Origin of the sequence: Rhizobium sp. BT-226 (assembly GCF_025847085.2) — a bacterium.
Lineage (GTDB): Bacteria > Pseudomonadota > Alphaproteobacteria > Rhizobiales > Rhizobiaceae > Rhizobium > Rhizobium sophorae.
In genome coordinates, this window is the sequence record NZ_JAOYTI010000008.1 from 34,339 (window position 1) to 53,112 (window position 18,774).

Consider the following 18,774-nt stretch of genomic DNA (forward strand, 5'->3'; position numbering starts at 1 on the left):
TTGACTGTCACTGAGCTCACGGTCTAGTGGCAAGAGCGAGGAGGCCATCGTAAAGCACGGTGGCAAGCGGGTCGGCGTCCGGTGCCTCCTGGTGGAGGCGGAAGGTCGTCGCAACCAGCTTACCGCGGCCGAGCCGCTTTTCGATGATGAAGGCAGCGGGTTTGTGAACCCAGCCGATGACGACGCCGGCGTGCACGCGACCATGGAATTCCCAGGGACGGAGGCCGGCCATCACCTGGTGCGGCGCGACGCCAGTGAAGGACAGGTCGAACAGCGGACTGCCTGGCACATGGGCGAAGACACCATCCCGGCGCAACCAGGAGAAGTTGCCGACCCAATCCCCGCGCCAGATCGATTTGTGACGATTGACGAGATTGTAGCCGGGAAAACTGAAGAACGGCCCGGAAACCATGCCGCCGGCACCCGGATCGATTTCAATCGACATCGGGCCATCGCGCGGCGGCGCGTCATCGCGCAGGCGGCCGGGGTCCTTGTCGACGATCTGCAGCACCCGCTGGCCGGAATGGATTGCCTCGACGCGATCGGCATCGATGTCCTTGGTGACGAAGACATCCGCCTCGTGCAGCGACACGCTGACATGGCCAAGGGCTGACAACCTCTCGGAAATCCCGTCGTCGTGCGAAGCAAAGCGAATGGGGGGTAGCGCATCCCGTTTGCAGTAGACTGCGAGTGTCTCGGAATTCTGAGACAGCACGCTTCCATCAGGCGCCACGACCTGCAACCGTGCCATTTGGATCTCAGGCACCGGCACCGCACCTGCTGTCGCGGTGATCGGCGTATTACGAACCTGCATCGGCGCAATAGCCGGCAGCGGTATCTCGCCTTTTTCAGCGCCAAATTCCCAGACGAGGCGACTGCCTTCGGGCAATGCTGTTCCGCCGCTCGACACCTTGATGTCGAAGCTGGCCGTCTGCCCCTCATAGACGGCGTGGCGGGCCGCGCCCGGCGCAATGACGATGTCGGAATTGACGGCCGGCAGCGCTTTGGCGAAGACGCGCGGATTGCGTGCCATGTCCATCAGCCCGTTGCCTTCCCAATGGACATCGGTGAGTTCGGTGATGACATAACCTCCGATCGGCGCGTGCGTTCGGATAACCTCGATCTCGTATTTCAGGTTCATGTATTGATACCACTGCACCTGCTCGATGAACTGGCCGAGATCGCCAAACACTTTCTCAAGAGCGAGTTCGCGGAAACGGGCTTCGATGCCCTGCGGCAGTGCCGTGCCATCCGCCCAGGTGGCACCATAGGCCATCCACCAGGGGTCGCGGCCGTTCTTTTCGCGCAGACGGGCAGGATCGGGTAAACCCCAGACGCCGAACTCGGAGAGGACAAGCGGTTCCTTCCTCGTGCGCACGGCTTCATTTTCGGTTGAGAAGGTCCAGTCGGCATTACCTGCGAATTCGCGGCAGAGCGTGTCCCATTCCTCGCGCCGATCCACCGCCGTTCGGTAGAAGTGGTAGTCGTTGATGTCGGTCTTGACGTGGACGTTCGGGAAGCAGGCGGAATTGTCGACAACGAGCCGTAGCGGGTCTTCGACACGCAGCCAGTCGACCATATCGGAAATCCATTGCCGCTGTTCGGCCGCTTCGCGTAGCCGAGTGCCCCAATCTTCATTGATCAGGGTCCAGATTACGATGGAGGGGTGATTGCCGTCACGGGCGAGAATACCTTCCATGGTCGTGCGCAGGCGCTCGGCGGAGGCCGGGGTGAAGGTCTCGATATTTGGAATTTCGCTCCAGATCAGCATGCCCAGCCGGTCGGCGACCTCGTAATAGCGCGGGTCCGGCACTTTGATGTGGCAGCGCAGGCAATTCAGTCCCATTGCCTTAGCCTTGCGCAACTGGTCTTCGAGCAGGTCGAGCGAAGGCGGCGCGCCGAAACCATCGGGATAGTAATCCTGATCGAGCGCGGCGCGCAGATAAAGCGGCTTGCCGTTCAGATGGAGGAAGCCGTCCTTGGCTTCGAAGCGGCGAAAGCCGAAATTTTCCTGCCGGCTGTCGATCTCGACACCGTCGGCGCTGAGGATCGTTGTGATCGTATAGAGGTTCGGGCTGTCCGGCGACCATGGTGCGACCGCGTCGAGCTGGATCGAATGTTCGAGGGTATCTCCGGCGGCCGGAATGTTTCCGGTAAAGACGGGCATGCCCTGCGGGCCGATGATCTCGATTTTCAGCGAGCCTGCAACCATGCTCGCAAAGCGGGCTTTTAGATCGAGCCTGGCTTCCGGCCAAATCGGGTAGAGACGAAGCGATGAGATGTGAGCGGGATCGCGGGCCTCGATGAGGACGGACTGCCAAATGCCGCCTTGCGGGCCATACCAGCTCTGCTTGCCATGCGGGATCTCCGCAAAATCGGCGCCACTCTCGTTGCGATGAGCATCCGGCAGGCGGGCTACGACCTCGACAGTGTTCTCCGCCTTCAAGAGAGCGGGTGGGATCACGAATTCGAAAGGAAGATAACCGCCTTCATGACGGCCGATCTCAGTGCCGTTGATGAAGACAGTGGCCAGATCGCTGACGGCACCGAAGCGGATGGCGATTTCCCGAGCCGACCATTCTGCAGGGAGCGTGAAGGTCCTGCGATAGGTTGCCGATCCGAAGCTGACGGCGAGATCCTCGAAACAAGCCTGCCAGTGCGCCGGCACCTTTGCATGCCGCCAAGCACGATCGGTCTCGTGGCGGAACTCCCAGGTCCCATCAAGGGAAAGCGTTTCGCGGAGCGGCGTGTTCGCTGGGGCGAGCGACTGGGAATAGGCGTTCATCGGTTGTCCTTGGAAGTCGGCTTTTCGATTGGGGTTCCGGGATACGCACGGCGCGGCGCGTATCCCGGCGGGAGACCAACCCCTCAAGAGGGGTTGGAGGAACTAGCGATTGCGACGCAGGACGCGCTCGACGCCGGCCTGCATCGCTACAAGCGTTGCCTGCGGATCGGTGCCGGTCAGCCACATCGCGTTCAAGTCGGTAATCATCGCGTTGTAGACCGCACGTTGGTTCTGGATCTGCGGCAGTGACGTGGCATTTTTGGCAGTGTCGGCAAACTCGGCGCGATGCGGCAGGGCCTTGAACTCTTCGGAATTCAGAACCGACTGGCGGGTCGACAAATGGCCGGTACGCGACCATTGGAAGTTGTTGTCGTTCAGAAACTTCAGGAAGGCGAGAGCGGCTTTCGTCTTGTCTTCGCTGCGATTGTCATCCTTCGGGATGACCCACATATGGCTGTCGGCCCAGACCGACGGCTTGGCGTAGAGTTGCGGCACATTGGCCACGCGATAGTCCTTGAGGGCCACTTTGCCGCTCTTGGCCTGGGTATCATAGTTGTCGACGCCCCAGGTGCCATTGAGCAGAATCCCGGTTTCGCCGTTGAGGAACGCCTGTTCGGAGCCGGGATAATCCAGCGCCGGATTGGCAAGACCGTCCGAGAATATCGATGAGATCAGCTTGGCTGCGTTCAGCCCTTCCGCTGTGTTGATGCTGGCCGTCTTGCCGTCGGCGGAGAGGACATCGACGCCCTGCTGCCAGAGAAGCGTGTCGAACAGGCGCACCATCATGCCTTCCGAACTCTGGGCTTCCGAACCGATGTAGTACTTGCCGGTCGCTTCCTTGAACTTCTTGCCCTGCTCGAGCAGTTCCTCGGGCGACTTCGGCAAGATCGGCGAGCCGTCTGCGTTGACAAGGCCCGCCTTCTTCATCAGGTCCATGTTGATATGGAAGAGCAGCGCATGAAGGTCGTATGGGAGGGCGTAAATTTCATTCTTGGCGGTAGCGTTCTTCAGCGCCGCTGGTACGAAGTCGTTTGTCTGGATACCGAGATCGGCAATCGGCTTGGTCAGCGGCGTCAGGAGATCCCGGTCGGAAAAATTCGGCATCACCGAGGCGTGCATGACGGCGACGTCAGGGATGTTGCCGGTGGAATAAGTCGCGGTCAGCAGGTCATAATAGGCACCCCATTCGGCCGTCTGGGTGACGACCTTGGCGCCGATGGTGTTTTCTGCGTTGAACTTGTTGGTGAGCGCGGTGATGATGCCGCATTCGCCATTGGCCTTGGTCACGTCTGTCACCTCGCCGTATTCGCCTTGGCAATCGCCGAAGAAGCGGAAGAACGAGATGTCGACTGCTTGGGCTGCTCCTCCCCAGAGCGCGGTCATCAGTGTCGTGGCGAGCGCCAGACGTTGCAGCATTTTCGTCTTGTGCATCATATCCTCCTTGCGATGCCGTTGCGAAAAACCCCTCCCGGCATGGCCGGTCGGGCCGGTGCCTATTTGCCGGCGCTCATGGCAACACCTGCCACGATGAAGCGCTGGAAGATCAGGAACAGAAGAACGATGGGCAGGCTGGCAAAGACCGCCGATGCCATGACAGCGCCGATGCCTTCCGAGAAAGCGAAGTTGGTCTGGATCGAGGCAAGGCCGACCGTGACGGTGTACATGTCGGCCTTGGTCGCCGAGACGAGCGGCCAGAGAAAGTCGTTCCAGGCGAAGATGAAGGTGAACAGACCGAGCGTGGTCAGTGCAGGCACGGAGAGCGGCAACATTATCTTCAGAAAGATCGTCAGCCGTGAGGCGTGATCAATGGCGGCTGCTTCCTCCAGTTCTTTCGGAACGCTGCGGAAGAACTGCATCATCAAAAACACACCGATCGGCACGGCGACGCGCGGCATGACCAGCGCGAAGTGGGTATTATGCAGTCCCCAGCCCGAGACCATCGTGTGCAGCGGAATGAACACTGCCTGCTCGGGCACCATCAGGCCGGCAATCACGAGCATGAACAGTGTCTTCTTGAAGGGGAATTCCAGGCGCGCGAACGCATAGCCGGCCATAGACGAGACGACCAGAACTAGAATTGTCATCGTTACCGAGACGATGAGACTGTGCATCAGCCAGCGCGGCACGGTATCGAGCTTCAGGAGACCGATATAATTATCGATCGTGAAGGGGACCGGCAGGAAGCCTGCCGTGGAACGCATCAGCTCGGTATTCGGCTTCAGCGACATGGCGACGACCCAGACGACGGGCAGAAGCCAGAGGATCGCAAAGGCGATGGTTGCGCCGAGGATGAGAACGTCCGTGGCGCGGCGTAGGCCGCTTGTGCGTGCGCTTGTCATCATTCATCCCCCCTGCGGCCGAGCCAGAGCTGCAGCATTGTGAAGCCAAGCATCAGGATGAAGAGCCCGAAGGACATGGCCGTGGCGTAACCGACTTGCCAGTCGCGGAAGCTCGTCTCGTAGATGTACTGAACCAGCGTACGCGTCCGATTGGCGGGACCGCCCTGTGTCATCAGGTGGGCCTGACCGAAAATCTGGAACTGGCCGACGATCTGCAGGACCAGAACCAGGAGCACGGTGTGACGGATCGACGGCAGGGTGATGTTTTTCAGGACGCTGAACCGACCGGCATGATCGAGTTCGGCCGCTTCGTAAAGTTCCGGCGGTATCTGGCTTAGTGCCGCCAGAAACAGCGCCATGGGGAGGCCGACACCCCACCAAAGCGTCGTCAACGCAATCGACGGCATGGCGAGCGTCGGGTGCCCGAGGAAATTGATGGGCTTGACGCCGATGAGATTGAAGAGCGGCACCAGCAGGCCATTGTCCGCAGACAGCACCATCGACCAGATCAGTGTCACGACCGATACCGAAAACACGCTCGACATGAAGAACACGGACCGCAGCACACCCTTGAGCCGCCCCTGCCCGAACACGGCAAGAGCCAGCACCAGGGCCAGTGCTGTCATGGTCGGAACGGTCATCGCGACGAAGGTCAGCGTGTTGCCCACGGTCTTCCAGAAGATCGTGTCGAACCACATGTCTTCGTAGTTGAGGAGGCCGATATATTTCCGGTAGCTGCCGGCAAGCTCCCAGTCGTGGAGACTGATCCACAAGCCCTTGAAGAAGGGGTAGACCAGGAACGTGGCGTAGATCACTGCGAAAGGTGCGAGGAAGATGTAAGCGGCGAGTGCATCGCGCCTGCGCGCGGCGGTCAGGCTGCTGGTGCTCATGCTCTACCCACTTCAGAATGCAGGGTGATCGAGACCTTGTTTGCATCGAAGACGTGGCGTGTGCCGGGGCCGATCGCAAAACGGGCGACGGAGCCGATCGAGGGCGCCGCGCCGCCGCGCAGTTCGGAGACGATGGTTGTGCCATCAGCAAGGGTTGCATGGACAAGTTGCAACGAGCCGAGCTGCTCAACGACATCAACGGTTCCGCTGAGGGCGCCTTCATCGGCCGGCGACAGGATTTCCGGCCTCAGGCCGATCGTCACCGTATCGCCTTTGGCGGGACTGGCACGGACCTTTGCAGTAAGCCGGGCATCTCCCGCACAGGCGAGTTCGACCGTTTCGCCGTCGACGGCAGTGACTGTTGCCGGGAGCAGATTGATGCGCGGCGCACCGAGGAAGCCAGCCACGAAGGCATTGGCGGGGCGCTGGTAAAGCTCGATCGGCGCGCCGACCTGTTCGATCTGCCCGTCCCTGAGGACCACGATACGGTCTGCCATGGTCATGGCTTCCGTCTGATCGTGAGTAACGTAGATCATGGTTGCGGCGAGGCGGTGGTGGAGCTTAGCGATCTCGGTGCGCATCGAGACGCGAAGAGCGGCATCGAGATTGGAGAGCGGCTCGTCAAACAGAAAGACATCCGGTTCGCGCATGATGGCGCGGCCGATCGCAACACGCTGACGCTGGCCGCCGGAAAGCGCCTTAGGCTTGCGGTCGAGGTAAGGCTCAAGCTGGAGAATGGCGGCGGCCTTATCGATGCGTAAGGCGATTTCGGCCTTCGGCGTACCAATATTGCGCAGGCCGAAGGCCATGTTCTCGCGAGCTGTCATGTGGGGGTACAGCGCGTAGTTCTGGAAGACCATCGCCACCCCGCGATCGCGGGCGGCCATGTCATTGACCCGGTTGCCACCGAGCAGGACGTCGCCGCCGGTGATGGTTTCGAAGCCGGCGATCATGCGCAGAAGCGTCGATTTCCCGCAGCCGGAAGGTCCGACGAAAACCAGGAACTCGCCATCGTTGATAGAAAGCGAAATGTCACGGATGACATTCACCGCGCCATAGCTTTTAGACACTCCAGCGAGCGTAACTCCTGCCATGCACTCCTCCCAGAGTGATTAGTTATAAATCACTGGTTATAACTAAAATTATTATCAGGCAAGCCCTCGCCGCTTTTGCGTTCGTAAAACTTCGTGCTAAGCGAATAGTCAGTCTTGCAAGGGGTTCGCGTGATCAAAAAGCCGACGATGTCCGACATCGCTGCCGCCTGCGGCGTCTCGCAGGCGACCGTGTCGCTTGTGCTCAACAATGCTCCGGGAACGCGCATATCGCCGGCAACGCGTGAGGCTGTTCTAAGTGCGGCGGCCAGGATGGGTTACAGGACGCAGCCTCGGCGCATCGACCGGCGTCCGCTGATTGCCATGCTCATCAACGAGGTGACAAGTTCGCCCCATGTCGCCGGCTTGATCGACGGAGCCGGAGAGGCGGCAAACGAGCTGGGCTATCTGCTCTCGGTGATGCCGACGGACGCCGACGAGGAGGCAGAGCAGGCCGCTCTCAGCCATCTCGCGACGCTGCCCGCTGCAGGCGTCATCTATGCGCGGCTGATCACACAGCAAGTGACGCTTGCTCCGCAGCTCGCGGAATGGCCGACCGTACTTTTGAACTGCTATACTGTCGACAAACCCCTTCCGAGCGTGGTGCCCGGAGACCTGTCGGCTGTCATGAAGGCAACGCTGTCGCTGATCGATGCCGGCCATACGCGCATTGCTTATATCGGTGGCGAGGACGCGATCGAAGCTTCTCGCGAGCGCATCAAGGGTTATCGCCGAGCTTTGACGATGCGCGACATTCCTGTCGACAACCATCTCATCATCAAGGGACGCTGGACGATTCAGGGAGGCTATGCAGCCTTCAAGCGCCTGCAAGCGCTCGATGACCGGCCCACGGCAATATGCTGTTTCTGCGACCGCATTGCCATGGGTGTCTATGAAGCCGCAAAGGAAGCCGGCCTCTCCATCCCGCGCGACCTTTCGGTGATCGGTTTCGACAATGAATCCTATTCCGGCGATATGCTGCCGCCGCTCACGACGATGCAACTGCCCCATGCCGACATGGCGCGCTATGCCGTCGAGAAACTTGCCGAGATGATCGCCGCGCCGCGGATGCGGCATGACAATCACAAGGTCAAGCTGGAGTGCGAAATGATCGTGCGCCAGTCGGTGGCGCCAATAGACGCCGTGTAGGCCGGGTGCCAGGGTGGATTCCCCAGACGGACCCCTACTATGGAAGTCGACCATGCTTCTTCGCTCCATGTTTGCCCAAAATTACCGCTCGTTACGCTCCATCCGCATGGATCTGGCCGGCATTAATGTGTTCATTGGCGAGAACGGCGTCGGCAAATCGAACCTCTACCGCGGCCTCCAGCTTGTGCAGGCGGCGGTGCGCGGCACGTTCGCGCATGAAATCGCGGCCGAAGGCGGAATGGCTTCGGCGTTGTGGACAGGCCCAAGGCGCGACGAGAAGAATTTTCGCATCAAGCTGGAGGTGGAGGTTCTCGACGAGGAGCGGGCTGTGACGTGGCGATATTGGGTCGAAGCCGGGCTCAGACCGCCGGCCGCCGCCGCTGGATTTGCCTTCGAGCCTCAGGTCAAGGCCGAAGAGCTTTGTTTTGAGGCCGGATCGCGCCCCGTTACGATGATGAAGCGCAGCGGGCCGGGGATCATGGTTCGCGGTGACCGCGGCCGCATGGAGGATTATCCCGAGCAGGCGATGACGTCGGAAACAGGAATCGCGATGCTCGGGGATGCTGGACATTATCCGGAAATTGCGGCCTTTCGCCGTCTCATCGACGGCTGGCGATTCTTCCATGGATTCAGGACCGATCGGGAGTAGGCGTTGCGGCGTCCCTGCCTGGCGGTCACGTCGACGCTGCTCGACCAAGACGGCGGAAACATGGCGGCAGTATTCGCAACGCTTGTGCATACTCGCGGGGACACGGTCGAGCTCGACCGGGCCATTTCCTCCGCCTTGGGCGGGGCAAAGTTGCACGTGCCGGAACCGGGGGAGCATGCGGAATTCGGACTGATCTTTCCGGATTTCCCGCGCCGGATTTTTCAGCCGCGCGAGCTTTCTGACGGACAGATCCGTTTCCTCGGGCTTGCAGCCGCGCTGATGTCCTATCGCCAGCCGCCGCTGATCGCATTGAACGAGCCGGAAGCAAGCCTGCATCAGGACATGCTGTCGCCGCTCGCCGACATGATCGCCGCGGCGGCACGATTTAGCCAGATCTGGATCGTCACCCATTCCCAACGTCTCGCCTCGGCCGTGGAAGAGCGCTGCGGGGTGCGGCCGAAGCGGGTGATCCGAAAGGATGGCGCCACCTGGATTCAGGGTATGAGGCTGACGGGGGCCGTCGAAGACGAGGGCGATGATTAGCTGCAATCGAGCCGTAGCTTTTCAAAAGCTGCGGCCCAGCAGTCATAGTGCCGCCACAGAATTCGGCCCAATCAAGCTTGTTCAACAAGCGGATGGCGACAAGATGAGATTGCTGGCTCTCGTGGCTGCGGCCTTTTTGCTAACGGTCTTTCAGACTCAAGCCCAGATCTATGGGCCGTATGATGGATATGACGACTTTGGTGGATACCGTTACGACGATCCCTACAGCCCCTATCCGCCACCACTCGATTACGATCCGGCGCCTCCCTATCAAGAGCCCCTGCATGATCGCAGGCAACCGCCGACAGGGCGTGCAAAAGGAACCATCGAAATCGTGACGAGCGAGCATACGCTCATTTACACCACCCCTTGGGGTGAGCAATTCGCTTACCCCATCGCGGTCGGCCGTGAGGGCAAGCAATGGTATGGATCTACGCGGGTCGTGTCGAAGCGAGCACATCCTGAATGGCGACCCACGGCCAGCATGCGGCAGAAGAACCCTCGGCTTCCAGCGGTCGTGAAGCCCGGCCCCGCCAATCCGCTTGGAACCCGCGCGATCTATCTCGCCGATGGCCTGCTGCGCATCCACGGCACCAACGACCCCTCGTCCATCGGCACTAACGCGTCGAGTGGGTGCTTTCGAATGTACCGTCAAGATGTCGAAGAGCTTTACGAGATCGTCCAGCCGGGAACAAAGGTTATTGTTCGACGCTAGCTATCAGCCGATCGATCGCTGATGGACCTCTGCGGATTGGCGTTGGGATATCTAACCGTCGATACGCAGCTTGCGCGCCAGAGCTTGAAGCTCCTTGAATCCTTCATAGCGCTTGTCATGAATACGAGGGATCTCCCCTTCTGATGGCAGGAATGTCGTTTCGACCGCCGAGAGTGTCGTCATTGCTTCGCGCACATCCGCAAACAACCGGCCGGCGACAGCGCCCAGGATGGCGGCCCCTAGGAGGACCGGTTCTTCTGCCTTAGTTGCAATGACCGGCTTGCCGCTCGCATCGGCGAGCAGTTGGCGAACGAAGTCGTGCTGGCCGGCGCCACCGCTGATGACGATGTTTTCGATGGTAACGCCCGCATCGGCCTGCGTCTCGATGATCTGCCTGAGGCCGTAACCGATACCGCAAAGCCCTGCGACGTAAAGAGAGACCAGGCTGCCGATATCGTCCTCCATCCCGAGACCGGCAATGATTGCGCGGGCATGCGGATCGGCAAAGGGCGCCCGGTTGCCGAGGAACTCGGGAACGACGTGCAGTCCGCTCGCAAGCGTGACAGCGTCGGATGAACGGCCCGCCTTTCGGGCGGCCATATCTGCAAGCAAAACCGGCAACGGAACGCCCGCCTTCTTCGAAAGCTCCCTCGCTTCCGCGGCAGCCGGATGGAAGGAGAGCAGCTGGTCGATCGCAGCGCCGGCGGCACTCTGGCCACCCTCGTTCAGCCAGAGTCCCGGCACCATGGCCGAATAATAAGGCCCCCAGACACCGGGCACGAACGACGGTTCAGCTGTCGATGTCATCGTGCAGGAGGAAGTGCCGAAGACATAGGCCAGGTTGGCTTGTGGACCGGCGCCCGTGCCAACGGTTCCGATTCCGCCCGCATGGGCATCGATCAGTCCGGCAGCCACAGGCGTTTCCGGCGTCAGGCCGAGCTCGCCGGCTGCAGCCGCGGTCAGGCCTCGACCGAGTGCCGAACCGGGCTCGACGATAGCCTGACCGATGCGGGCAAACTTTTCGTTGGCGAGAATGCCGAGGCCGATCTGGTGAAAATAATCTCTATCCCAGCGCTTTTCATGGGCGAGATAGGTCCATTTGCAGGTGACCGTGCAGGTCGAACGCGACAGATCGCCAGTCGCTCGCCAGGTCAGGAAATCTGCAAGGTCGAAGAATTGCCACGCGGCATCAAAGACCTCAGGGCGATTTTCCTTCAGCCAAAGGAGCTTGGGCGTTTCCATCTCAGGCGAGATACGGCCGCCGACGTAACGCAGGACGTCATGGCCGAGCGCATTGATGCGCTCCGCCTGCGGCACGGCGCGGTGGTCCATCCAGACGATAATGTCCCGGTTCGGATCTTCCGAAGGCCCGACGGGAAGCGGCTTGCCGCCTTCGCCGAGGACGACGAGCGAACAGGTGGCATCGAACCCAAGCCCCATGACGGATGCCGCATCGATCCCGGCCGAGGAAACCACCTCGCGCACAGCCGCGCAAACGGCCGCCCAGATCTCGGTGCTCGATTGCTCAACCATGGAACCCGGCTCGTGAAACAGGGTGATATTCCGCTTGGCGGAGGCAAGCATCCGGCCGGTCAGGTCGAACAAGGCGGCGCGGGCGCTGCCGGTGCCGACGTCGACGCCGATGACATGTTTGGCATCTTGCGTACGAGATGTGTCGCTCATGGTCTTTCCTTTGAAATCGGCAAGGATCAGGTTAATTGCAGTCTGGGCCGGTGTTTACAGATCCACGCTGTTCAGCAGAATCACCAGATCGCGGATCGTCACATTACGCGGCCGCGACAGGATGAAAAGGATGGCAGGCTGCCATTGGCCAGCGCCTCCTCCAGAATGGACGAAGGCCTGAACTGTGAACTTCGAGGCCGTGTAATCGGCTCCCACGCGACCGGCACGACGCCTGACGGCCGTCATTCCTGCGGAAACTGATGCTGCCACGCCATGAACGCTATTTCCACGTGCGCCTGCGCATTTGAGGAACTCTCCGGTCGCCCATTTGTTTTACATTTTGCACCGCCCGAAGTTTGCCCCCAGATGCAATCGGCGACAAGTGGAGCTGATCCATGGATATGACGCGCATCCGAGATCGCATGGTGGAGCACCACGTGACGCGTCGTGGCATTCGCGATCAAAGCGTCATCGAGGCCATGCGCATGGTACCGCGCGAAAAATTCGTTCCTCCGGGCTCCGAGGAATTCGCCTATGAGGATGCGCCGCTGTCGATCGGCGAAGGCCAGACAATTTCGCAGCCGTTCATCGTGGCTTTGATGCTCGAAAAGGCCAATCTGGATGCCGGCGACACAGTGCTCGAGGTCGGAACAGGCTCCGGCTACGCTTCAGCCCTCATGAGCCGGATAGCCAGGCATGTCTACTCCATCGAGCGCCACGAAAGGCTGGCGCTTGAGGCCAAGGAACGGTTCGAGAAACTGGGATACCGCAACATTGACGTTCGCGTCGGCGATGGCAGCAAGGGCTGGGCAGAAGCCGCCCCCTTCGATGCCATTGTCGTTTCTGCGAGCGCACCAGAGGTGCCAACCGCCTTGAAAGAACAGCTGGGGCTCGGAGGGCGGCTCATCATTCCGGTCGGCCGCGGTGAAGGGCAGCGCCTGAAACGCCTCACGCGCACGGGGGACGCCGCATTCGAGGAAGAAGATCTCGGCGGCGTGCTGTTCGTCCCCTTGATCGGGGAGGACGCCTGGACAGCTACCCATCCGATGTATACGGCGACGGCGCCCTCATTGCCGGGAACGGTTGCCTCCGAGCCAAGCTCTCGACATGACGGACAGGGAGCGGGCATGGGAAAAATAGACAAATTGCCCGCGTTGCCGGAAGGTGTGCTCGATCATAGCGAATTTCAGCAGCGGTTCTGGGCTGTTCAACGTTTTTCCTGGATCGTGTTCACGCTTCTTCTGGTGACCTGCTTGCTGGGTCTGCTTGGAAGAGGCGGCCCGTTTTCACGGCAAACACTTCAATTGCCCGATGGGTCCGTGGATTTTCCCGTCATCTCCCGATGGAATGCTCCCGAGGATATGACGGTGACCTTCACGCCATCACCCGAAGACAGGATCTTCACGATCGATCCCGCCTTTCTTCAAAGCTTTTCGGTCCAGGGGATCGATCCGCCCCAAAAGGCAACCTTCGCGCGCGACGGCCGGATAGGCTATGTGTTCCCCGCCGACCCGGGTGGGCCGACGCAGATCGTCTTCCGTCTGCAAACGCAACTCCCGGGTCCGCGTCCTACCATCATCGGCATGGGCGGAGAGACTCGCACCCAAACGACTTTCATCTTTCCATGAGGGCGGCACGGTGGATGCGGTATTACGCGGACTGGCAATTTATTTCACACTGCTCGTGATCATCCGTCTGTCGGGAAGACGGACATTGGCCCAGATGACGCCGTTCGATCTGGTGATCGTACTGGTGATCTCCGAAACCACCCAGCAGGCGATGCTAGGGGATGACTTCTCGATCACCAACGCCGTCATCTTGATCCTCACGCTGTTTACGACCGATATCGGCCTGTCCTACGTGAAGAGGTGGTGGCCTCGCGCAGCTCATATCATCGACGGCGTTCCAACCGTTCTGGTGACGGATGGCGTCTACGACGAACGCGCGCTCAAAGGCGCCCGGCTGCAGAAGGAAGATGTCATGCAAGCGGCTCGAAGCCAGGAAGGCATCGAGAGCGTGACGGAAATAAAATTTGCCATCCTCGAAGTGAGCGGCAACATCAGCATCATCAAGAAGCAGAAATCCGGCTGAGTCATTTCGAGCGGATAACCGCTTGGGGAAGCACTTCAGAAGGACAGATCGAGCACCCTGCCCTCGAACAGCCGGTCCCGAGAACCTTCGAGATGCGCCTTCATCAGTCTTTGTGCATCGTCTGGTCGGCCATCGGCGATCGCCTTGTAGATGGCGTTATGCTCTTCATAGACCTGTTCCAATCCTTGCCGAGGGCCGAGCAAAGAGAGGCCGTGGAGATGCATGCCAACGGCGATATGGGCCTTCAGCGCATCGATGGAGGCCGTGTAATAATGATTGTTGGCAGCCTCTGTCACCGCGCGGTGGAACAGAAAATCGGCGTCGGTCCGGTGAAGCTGATGGCTGGTCGCCTCGCGCAGATCCGCAAGCGCGCTGGCGATCTTCTGAATGGCCGATTCGTTGCGGCGTTTGGCGGCGAAATAGGCGGCCGCCGGCTCGATTGTCAGGCGGAATTCGTAGCAGCGCTGAATGTCGGCGATCGTCTTGACCGGCGAATAGGCAAGCTGCGTCGTTGGCGATCCATGCGCGCTGACGAAGGTGCCGGCGCCCTGCCGGGCATAGACCATGCCCTGATCGCGCAGGCGCGCCAGCGCATCGCGGACGATCGGCCGCGACACACCCAGCATCGAGGCAAGCTCATGCTCGCCGGGAAGGCGTGAATCCGGGGGATAGTTTCCGCCGCGGATACGCTCGAGCAACTGGTCGAAGACGCGATCGACCAGCTTGACGGCCTTGCCGCGTTCGGGCTTGCCCGGCGGGCCGGCTTCCGCGTTCAAAGATTCGCCATTCACTTCAGCCACGTCATTCTCCCCGGCGATATCTTACTATGCCGCCCGATTCCAAAGAACCAGTCTTAGCAAACTATCGGGATTGCCGAAGCCCCCCGACTTCACGGCGCACCGAAAATGCCGCCCGTCGGCTGCCGTGACATCGAACCACGGCACGCCTGCCTCGATTTCACCCTTCGGCGCCACCACTCTGACATCGAGCGCCTGGAAAACGGCAAGGGCCGTATCGCCGCCGCCGACCATCAGCATGTCAGGCCTGGTATCGTCGATGACCGATCTGACGCCTGCCGCAAAACGGCTGGCGACCAATGCTGCATCGGCTGCCATATCGCCGGTGCAGCGCAGCAGCGCAGGCAGCGCCATGCCCTCTCCGACTTCGACCTGCCCCATCGGCGCGTCCACCACCATGCGCAGGACACCCGAGGCTTCAAGCTGGTCCATCTGGGTAGCCGTAATCGGATCGCGTGATCCAAAGGCGAACAGGCTGCGTTGGGTCGCTACAAATTCCGGCATCGGCTGCCGCCCCATCTCGCCGAGATGGCGGGCAAGTGCAGCACCCAGACCCCGTGCGCCAACCGCTAGCGTCAGCCGCCAGTCATGATCGGCAACGATCTGGTCGAGATCACTATCGTCCTCCGCATCGGCAACAGCAACATTGCCCGCAAGGTCCTCGAACAGATCGGCGATCGGCAGTGGCTTGTCGACGCCGCGGCCGACAACACAGCCTCTGTAGGTCACACGCTCCTGATCGGGAATAGCGGGCGCCACCAGGATGGTCTCCAGGCCGAGCGCATCGGCCAGCGCCAGGCTTTCCGCCGCGACATTGCCCTTCAGCCGGGAGTCGATCTTCTTCATCACGACTGCGGGCTTCACACCGCAAAGCGCCTCGGTCGCCAAGCGCACCCTTTCGGCAGCTTCGCGCTCGCCGAGCGCGCGCGAGGCGGTATTGATAACGACAACGTCACAGCCGGTGGCGATCGCATCCTCTGCGGCCTCGACATCGACGGCGACCGCAACCGAAAGGCCGGCTTCGACGAAGGGCGTGCCGGTATCGAGCGCGCCCGTCAGATCATCGGCAATGATGGCGGCCTTCAACGTCATGCGGTCTGTCCGGTGTTGACGGCATGACAGGCGACGAGATGACCGGGCTTGGCCTCCTGCCATGCGGGAATGACCTTGCTGCAGACATCCATGGCAATCGGGCAGCGCGTGTGAAAGCGGCAGCCGGTCGGCGGGTTCAGCGGGCTCGGCACATCGCCCTGCAGGATCTGGCGCTGGCGGGTACGCTCATGCTCCGGATCGGTCTCCGGAACGGCCGACAGCAGCGCCCTGGTATAGGGATGCAGCGGATTGTCGAAAAGTTCCTCGCGCGTCGCGAGTTCGGCGAGCCGCCCGAGATACATGACGCCGACGCGGGTGCTGATATGGCGAACGACCGCGAGATCATGGGCGATGAAGAGATAGGTCAGCCCGTATTTTTCCTGAAGATCGAGCAACAAGTTGATGATCTGGGCCTGGATCGACACGTCGAGCGCCGAGATCGCCTCGTCGCAGACGATGAATTTCGGCTGGCAGGCGAGTGCCCGGGCAATGACGACGCGCTGGCGCTGGCCGCCGGAAAGCTCGTGCGGGTAACGCTGGGCAAACCGCGTCGGCAGGCCGACATCGGTGAGCAGCGTCGCCACCCTCTCCTTCAGTTCGGCCTTGGTGCAAAGCTTGTGAAAGAGGATCGGCTCGCCGATCGCCTCGCCCACCGTCATGCGCGGATTGAGCGTCGAATAAGGATCCTGGAAAACGATTTGCAGGTCGCGACGGAAGGGCCGCATCTGTTTTTCGTCGAGCGCCGCGAGATCCTGGCCTTTGTAGACAACCTTGCCGCTGGTCGCCTTGTAGAGGTTGAGGATGGTGAAGCCGGTCGTCGACTTGCCGCAGCCGGATTCGCCGACGAGGCTCAGCGTCTCGCCTTCCATGATGTCGAGGTTGACATTGTCGAGTGCATAGACGGTCGCCGAACGCTCACCGAAGGCGCCGAGCTTGACGTGGAAATGCTTGACCAGGTTTTCGATCTTGAGCAGCGGTTGAGCACCCATCATGCGGCTTCCTGCATTCTCTGGACGACGAAACAGGCGGCGCGGTGATTGGCGCTGCCGCTCAACGGTTCGAGCTGTGGTACCTTCTCGTGACAGATGTTCTCGGCAAGCGGGCAGCGCGGCGCAAATGGGCAACCCTTCGGCCGGCGGCCAGGCTCCGGCGGCGTGCCGCCGATCGAGCTCAGCCGGCTTGCCGGCGGGTCCGAGAGCTTCGGGATCGATGACAGCAGGCCGCGCGTATAGGGATGGCTCGGGCGGGCATAGAGCTCGTCGACCGGCGCATCCTCGACCACCGTGCCAGCATAGAGCACGGCGACGCGATCGACCAGGCCGGCGATCAGCGCCAGATCATGGGTGATCCAGACGACCGACATGCCAAGCTTGGCCCTGAGATCCTTCACCAGATCGACAATCTGGGCCTGGATGGTGACGTCCAGCGCCGTTGTCGGCTCGTCGGCAATTAAAAGCTTCGGATTGCAGGCAAGGCCGATCGCGATCATCACGCGCTGGCGCATACCGCCGGAAAGCTCGTGCGGATAGGCTTGCAGGCGCTCTTCCGGGCCGGGAATGCCGACAAGGCGCAGAAGCTCGACGGCACGGGCGCGGGCCTCCGTCTTCTTCATTCCGCGGTGATAGATCAGCGGCTCGCAGATCTGGGCACCGACGCGCATCACCGGATTGAGCGAGGTCATCGGATCCTGGAAGACGAAGCCGATATCGCCGCCGCGCACCTTGCGCAGTTCTCTATTTGACATCGTCTGCAGGTCGCGGCCGTCAAATGTCGCCGATCCCTTGGTGACTTTGATCTTGTTCGGCAGGAGCCGCATCAGGCTCAGCATGGTCAGGCTCTTGCCGCAGCCGGATTCACCGACGACGCCAAGGGTCTCGCCCCTGTCGACATGGAGATCGATGCCGTCGACGACAATGGCGGGGCCGTTGCGGCCGTCGACTTCGACAGTGAGGTTCCTGACATCGAGCAGGCGGTTGGTGCCTTTCGTATCCATCATTTGCTGCCCCGCGGATTGAGCGCGTCGTTGAGGCCGTCGCCGAGGAAACTGAAGGCAACCGAGGCAAGGCCGAGCACGGCCGCCGGAGCGGCGAGAAGATGCGGATAATGCTGCCAGACGCGCAGGCCGTCCGAGATCATGTTGCCCCAGCTCGGCGTTGGCGGATTGACCCCGACGCCAAGGAAGCTGAAGGCGCTTTCCAGTACCATCGCCGTGCCAAGACCGGCGCTGACCGAGACGATCAGCGGGCCCAACGCATTCGGAATGACATAACGCTTGATGATGATCCAGTTCGAAAGCCCGAGCGCCTGGGCCGCGGTGATATAGGGTCGACTGCGGATCGACAGCACCTGGGCGCGCACGAGCCGAGCATATGGCGGCCAGGAGATCAGCGCCATAGACCCGAAGACGAGGGCGAAATCCACCCACATGGTTTCGCGATAGAAGGGATTGAGGGTCTCGAGATAACGCGCTTCCATCCATTTGCTGATCGGCGATTTCAGCGAGGCGTTGATGACGACGACGAGCAGCAGGTTGGGAACCGACATCGTCACGTCGGTCAGCCACATGATGATGCGATCGAATGGATTGCCGAAGAAACCAGCGACGGCGCCGAGCACGAGACCGATCACCACGGCGAAGACGGTGACGATGACGGCGACGAGGAAAGCGGTGCGCGTTCCGAAGACCACGCGGCTGAAGACGTCGCGACCGAGATCATCGGTTCCGAAGAGGTGGCTCATCGACGGCGATACATTGCGGGCGTTGAGGTCCTGGCTCAAATAGTCATAAGGCGTAAGGTAAGGCCCGAAGATCGCCGTGAAGCCGAGGATCAAGACGATCACGAGACCGAAGACGGCGAGCTTGTTGCGCTTCAGCCGATACCACGCGTCGCGCCACAGGCTGACCGGCTCTTCGACGGTTTCGATGGTGGAAAGAGGGATTGCGGACATG

The 18,774-nt window shown here is 61.0% G+C and carries 15 protein-coding genes and 2 pseudogenes; 5 read left to right on the forward strand and 12 right to left on the reverse strand.

Annotation, left to right across the window (positions count from 1 at the left end; genetic code table 11):
• Positions 1–16 precede the first annotated feature (16 nt).
• The 5 genes from OIU37_RS32405 to OIU37_RS32425 all read right to left on the reverse strand — a co-directional run bounded on the left by OIU37_RS32405 (position 17) and on the right by OIU37_RS32425 (position 7,108).
• Positions 17–2,785, reverse strand: coding sequence for a glycoside hydrolase family 2 protein (locus OIU37_RS32405; protein WP_264259866.1), 2,769 nt, complete (start codon positions 2,783–2,785; stop codon positions 17–19).
• Between the two features lie 102 nt (positions 2,786–2,887).
• Positions 2,888–4,216: an extracellular solute-binding protein gene (locus OIU37_RS32410; RefSeq protein WP_264259867.1), complete on the reverse strand. Its 1,329-nt coding sequence runs from the start codon at positions 4,214–4,216 to the stop codon at positions 2,888–2,890.
• A gap of 62 nt (positions 4,217–4,278) precedes the next feature.
• A complete protein-coding gene (locus OIU37_RS32415; protein WP_171605100.1) occupies positions 4,279–5,127 on the reverse strand; it encodes a carbohydrate ABC transporter permease in 849 nt (282 codons plus the stop codon).
• Positions 5,124–6,014 (reverse strand): carbohydrate ABC transporter permease, encoded by an 891-nt coding sequence (locus OIU37_RS32420; protein WP_131709893.1) that lies wholly within the window; start codon positions 6,012–6,014, stop codon positions 5,124–5,126. Before OIU37_RS32420 ends, OIU37_RS32415 begins: the two co-directional genes overlap by 4 nt.
• The gene (locus tag OIU37_RS32425) at positions 6,011–7,108 is read right to left on the reverse strand and encodes an ABC transporter ATP-binding protein (protein ID WP_264259868.1); all 1,098 of its coding nucleotides are present in this window, start codon (positions 7,106–7,108) and stop codon (positions 6,011–6,013) included. Before OIU37_RS32425 ends, OIU37_RS32420 begins: the two co-directional genes overlap by 4 nt.
• A 129-nt stretch (positions 7,109–7,237) precedes the next feature.
• Between OIU37_RS32425 and OIU37_RS32430 the strand changes: the two genes are divergently transcribed.
• From OIU37_RS32430 to OIU37_RS32440, 3 genes and pseudogenes are all read left to right on the forward strand, one after another.
• A complete protein-coding gene (locus OIU37_RS32430; protein WP_264259869.1) occupies positions 7,238–8,254 on the forward strand; it encodes a LacI family DNA-binding transcriptional regulator in 1,017 nt (338 codons plus the stop codon).
• Positions 8,255–8,306: 52 nt separating this feature from the next.
• A pseudogene (locus tag OIU37_RS32435) lies at positions 8,307–9,446 on the forward strand (AAA family ATPase).
• Between the two features lie 103 nt (positions 9,447–9,549).
• Positions 9,550–10,161, forward strand: coding sequence for a L,D-transpeptidase (locus OIU37_RS32440; protein WP_264259981.1), 612 nt, complete (start codon positions 9,550–9,552; stop codon positions 10,159–10,161).
• Between the two features lie 51 nt (positions 10,162–10,212).
• On the opposite strand, the gene OIU37_RS32445 is transcribed toward OIU37_RS32440, so the two are convergent.
• A complete protein-coding gene (locus OIU37_RS32445) occupies positions 10,213–11,844 on the reverse strand; it encodes an FGGY-family carbohydrate kinase (RefSeq protein ID WP_264259870.1) in 1,632 nt (543 codons plus the stop codon).
• Positions 11,845–11,898: 54 nt separating this feature from the next.
• Positions 11,899–12,080 (reverse strand): annotated as a pseudogene (locus OIU37_RS32450) (glucose dehydrogenase); the annotation flags it as partial.
• A gap of 159 nt (positions 12,081–12,239) precedes the next feature.
• On the opposite strand from OIU37_RS32450, the gene OIU37_RS32455 reads away from it, so the two are divergent.
• On the forward strand, positions 12,240–13,472 hold the full coding sequence (locus tag OIU37_RS32455) for a protein-L-isoaspartate(D-aspartate) O-methyltransferase (RefSeq protein WP_240604870.1): 1,233 nt from the start codon (positions 12,240–12,242) through the stop codon (positions 13,470–13,472).
• Between the two features lie 10 nt (positions 13,473–13,482).
• Positions 13,483–13,935 carry a DUF421 domain-containing protein gene (locus OIU37_RS32460; protein WP_064248489.1) on the forward strand — a complete coding sequence of 151 codons (453 nt, stop codon included), beginning with the start codon at positions 13,483–13,485 and terminating at the stop codon, positions 13,933–13,935.
• A 35-nt stretch (positions 13,936–13,970) separates the two neighbouring features.
• On the opposite strand, the gene OIU37_RS32465 is transcribed toward OIU37_RS32460, so the two are convergent.
• The 5 genes from OIU37_RS32465 to OIU37_RS32485 are packed head-to-tail and all read right to left on the reverse strand — an operon-like array spanning position 13,971 to position 18,773.
• Positions 13,971–14,735: a FadR/GntR family transcriptional regulator gene (locus tag OIU37_RS32465; protein WP_027687225.1), complete on the reverse strand. Its 765-nt coding sequence runs from the start codon at positions 14,733–14,735 to the stop codon at positions 13,971–13,973.
• Positions 14,736–14,759: 24 nt separating this feature from the next.
• Entirely contained in the window at positions 14,760–15,824 is a 1,065-nt protein-coding gene (locus OIU37_RS32470) for a four-carbon acid sugar kinase family protein (RefSeq protein ID WP_264259871.1), read from the reverse strand.
• The gene (locus tag OIU37_RS32475) at positions 15,821–16,813 is read right to left on the reverse strand and encodes an ABC transporter ATP-binding protein (protein WP_168308094.1); all 993 of its coding nucleotides are present in this window, start codon (positions 16,811–16,813) and stop codon (positions 15,821–15,823) included. Before OIU37_RS32475 ends, OIU37_RS32470 begins: the two co-directional genes overlap by 4 nt.
• Entirely contained in the window at positions 16,813–17,820 is a 1,008-nt protein-coding gene (locus tag OIU37_RS32480; RefSeq protein WP_264259872.1) for an ABC transporter ATP-binding protein, read from the reverse strand. The genes OIU37_RS32475 and OIU37_RS32480 overlap by 1 nt, the downstream gene beginning before the upstream one ends.
• A complete protein-coding gene (locus OIU37_RS32485) occupies positions 17,817–18,773 on the reverse strand; it encodes an ABC transporter permease (protein ID WP_171605110.1) in 957 nt (318 codons plus the stop codon). The genes OIU37_RS32480 and OIU37_RS32485 overlap by 4 nt, the downstream gene beginning before the upstream one ends.
• Between the last annotated feature and the right edge of the window lies 1 nt (position 18,774).

What these genes read in the sequence shown, in the direction of transcription:
- OIU37_RS32405 (WP_264259866.1), bottom strand. Translation starts at nt 2,785, where the DNA reads ATGAACGCCTATTCCCAGTCGCTCGCCCCAGCGAACACGCCGCTCCGC.
- OIU37_RS32410 (WP_264259867.1), bottom strand. Translation starts at nt 4,216, where the DNA reads ATGCACAAGACGAAAATGCTGCAACGTCTGGCGCTCGCCACGACACTG.
- OIU37_RS32415 (WP_171605100.1), bottom strand. Translation starts at nt 5,127, where the DNA reads ATGATGACAAGCGCACGCACAAGCGGCCTACGCCGCGCCACGGACGTT.
- OIU37_RS32420 (WP_131709893.1), bottom strand. Translation starts at nt 6,014, where the DNA reads ATGAGCACCAGCAGCCTGACCGCCGCGCGCAGGCGCGATGCACTCGCC.
- OIU37_RS32425 (WP_264259868.1), bottom strand. Translation starts at nt 7,108, where the DNA reads ATGGCAGGAGTTACGCTCGCTGGAGTGTCTAAAAGCTATGGCGCGGTG.
- OIU37_RS32440 (WP_264259981.1), top strand. Translation starts at nt 9,550, where the DNA reads ATGAGATTGCTGGCTCTCGTGGCTGCGGCCTTTTTGCTAACGGTCTTT.
- OIU37_RS32445 (WP_264259870.1), bottom strand. Translation starts at nt 11,844, where the DNA reads ATGAGCGACACATCTCGTACGCAAGATGCCAAACATGTCATCGGCGTC.
- OIU37_RS32455 (WP_240604870.1), top strand. Translation starts at nt 12,240, where the DNA reads ATGGATATGACGCGCATCCGAGATCGCATGGTGGAGCACCACGTGACG.
- OIU37_RS32470 (WP_264259871.1), bottom strand. Translation starts at nt 15,824, where the DNA reads ATGACGTTGAAGGCCGCCATCATTGCCGATGATCTGACGGGCGCGCTC.
- OIU37_RS32475 (WP_168308094.1), bottom strand. Translation starts at nt 16,813, where the DNA reads ATGGGTGCTCAACCGCTGCTCAAGATCGAAAACCTGGTCAAGCATTTC.
- OIU37_RS32480 (WP_264259872.1), bottom strand. Translation starts at nt 17,820, where the DNA reads ATGATGGATACGAAAGGCACCAACCGCCTGCTCGATGTCAGGAACCTC.
- OIU37_RS32485 (WP_171605110.1), bottom strand. Translation starts at nt 18,773, where the DNA reads ATGTCCGCAATCCCTCTTTCCACCATCGAAACCGTCGAAGAGCCGGTC.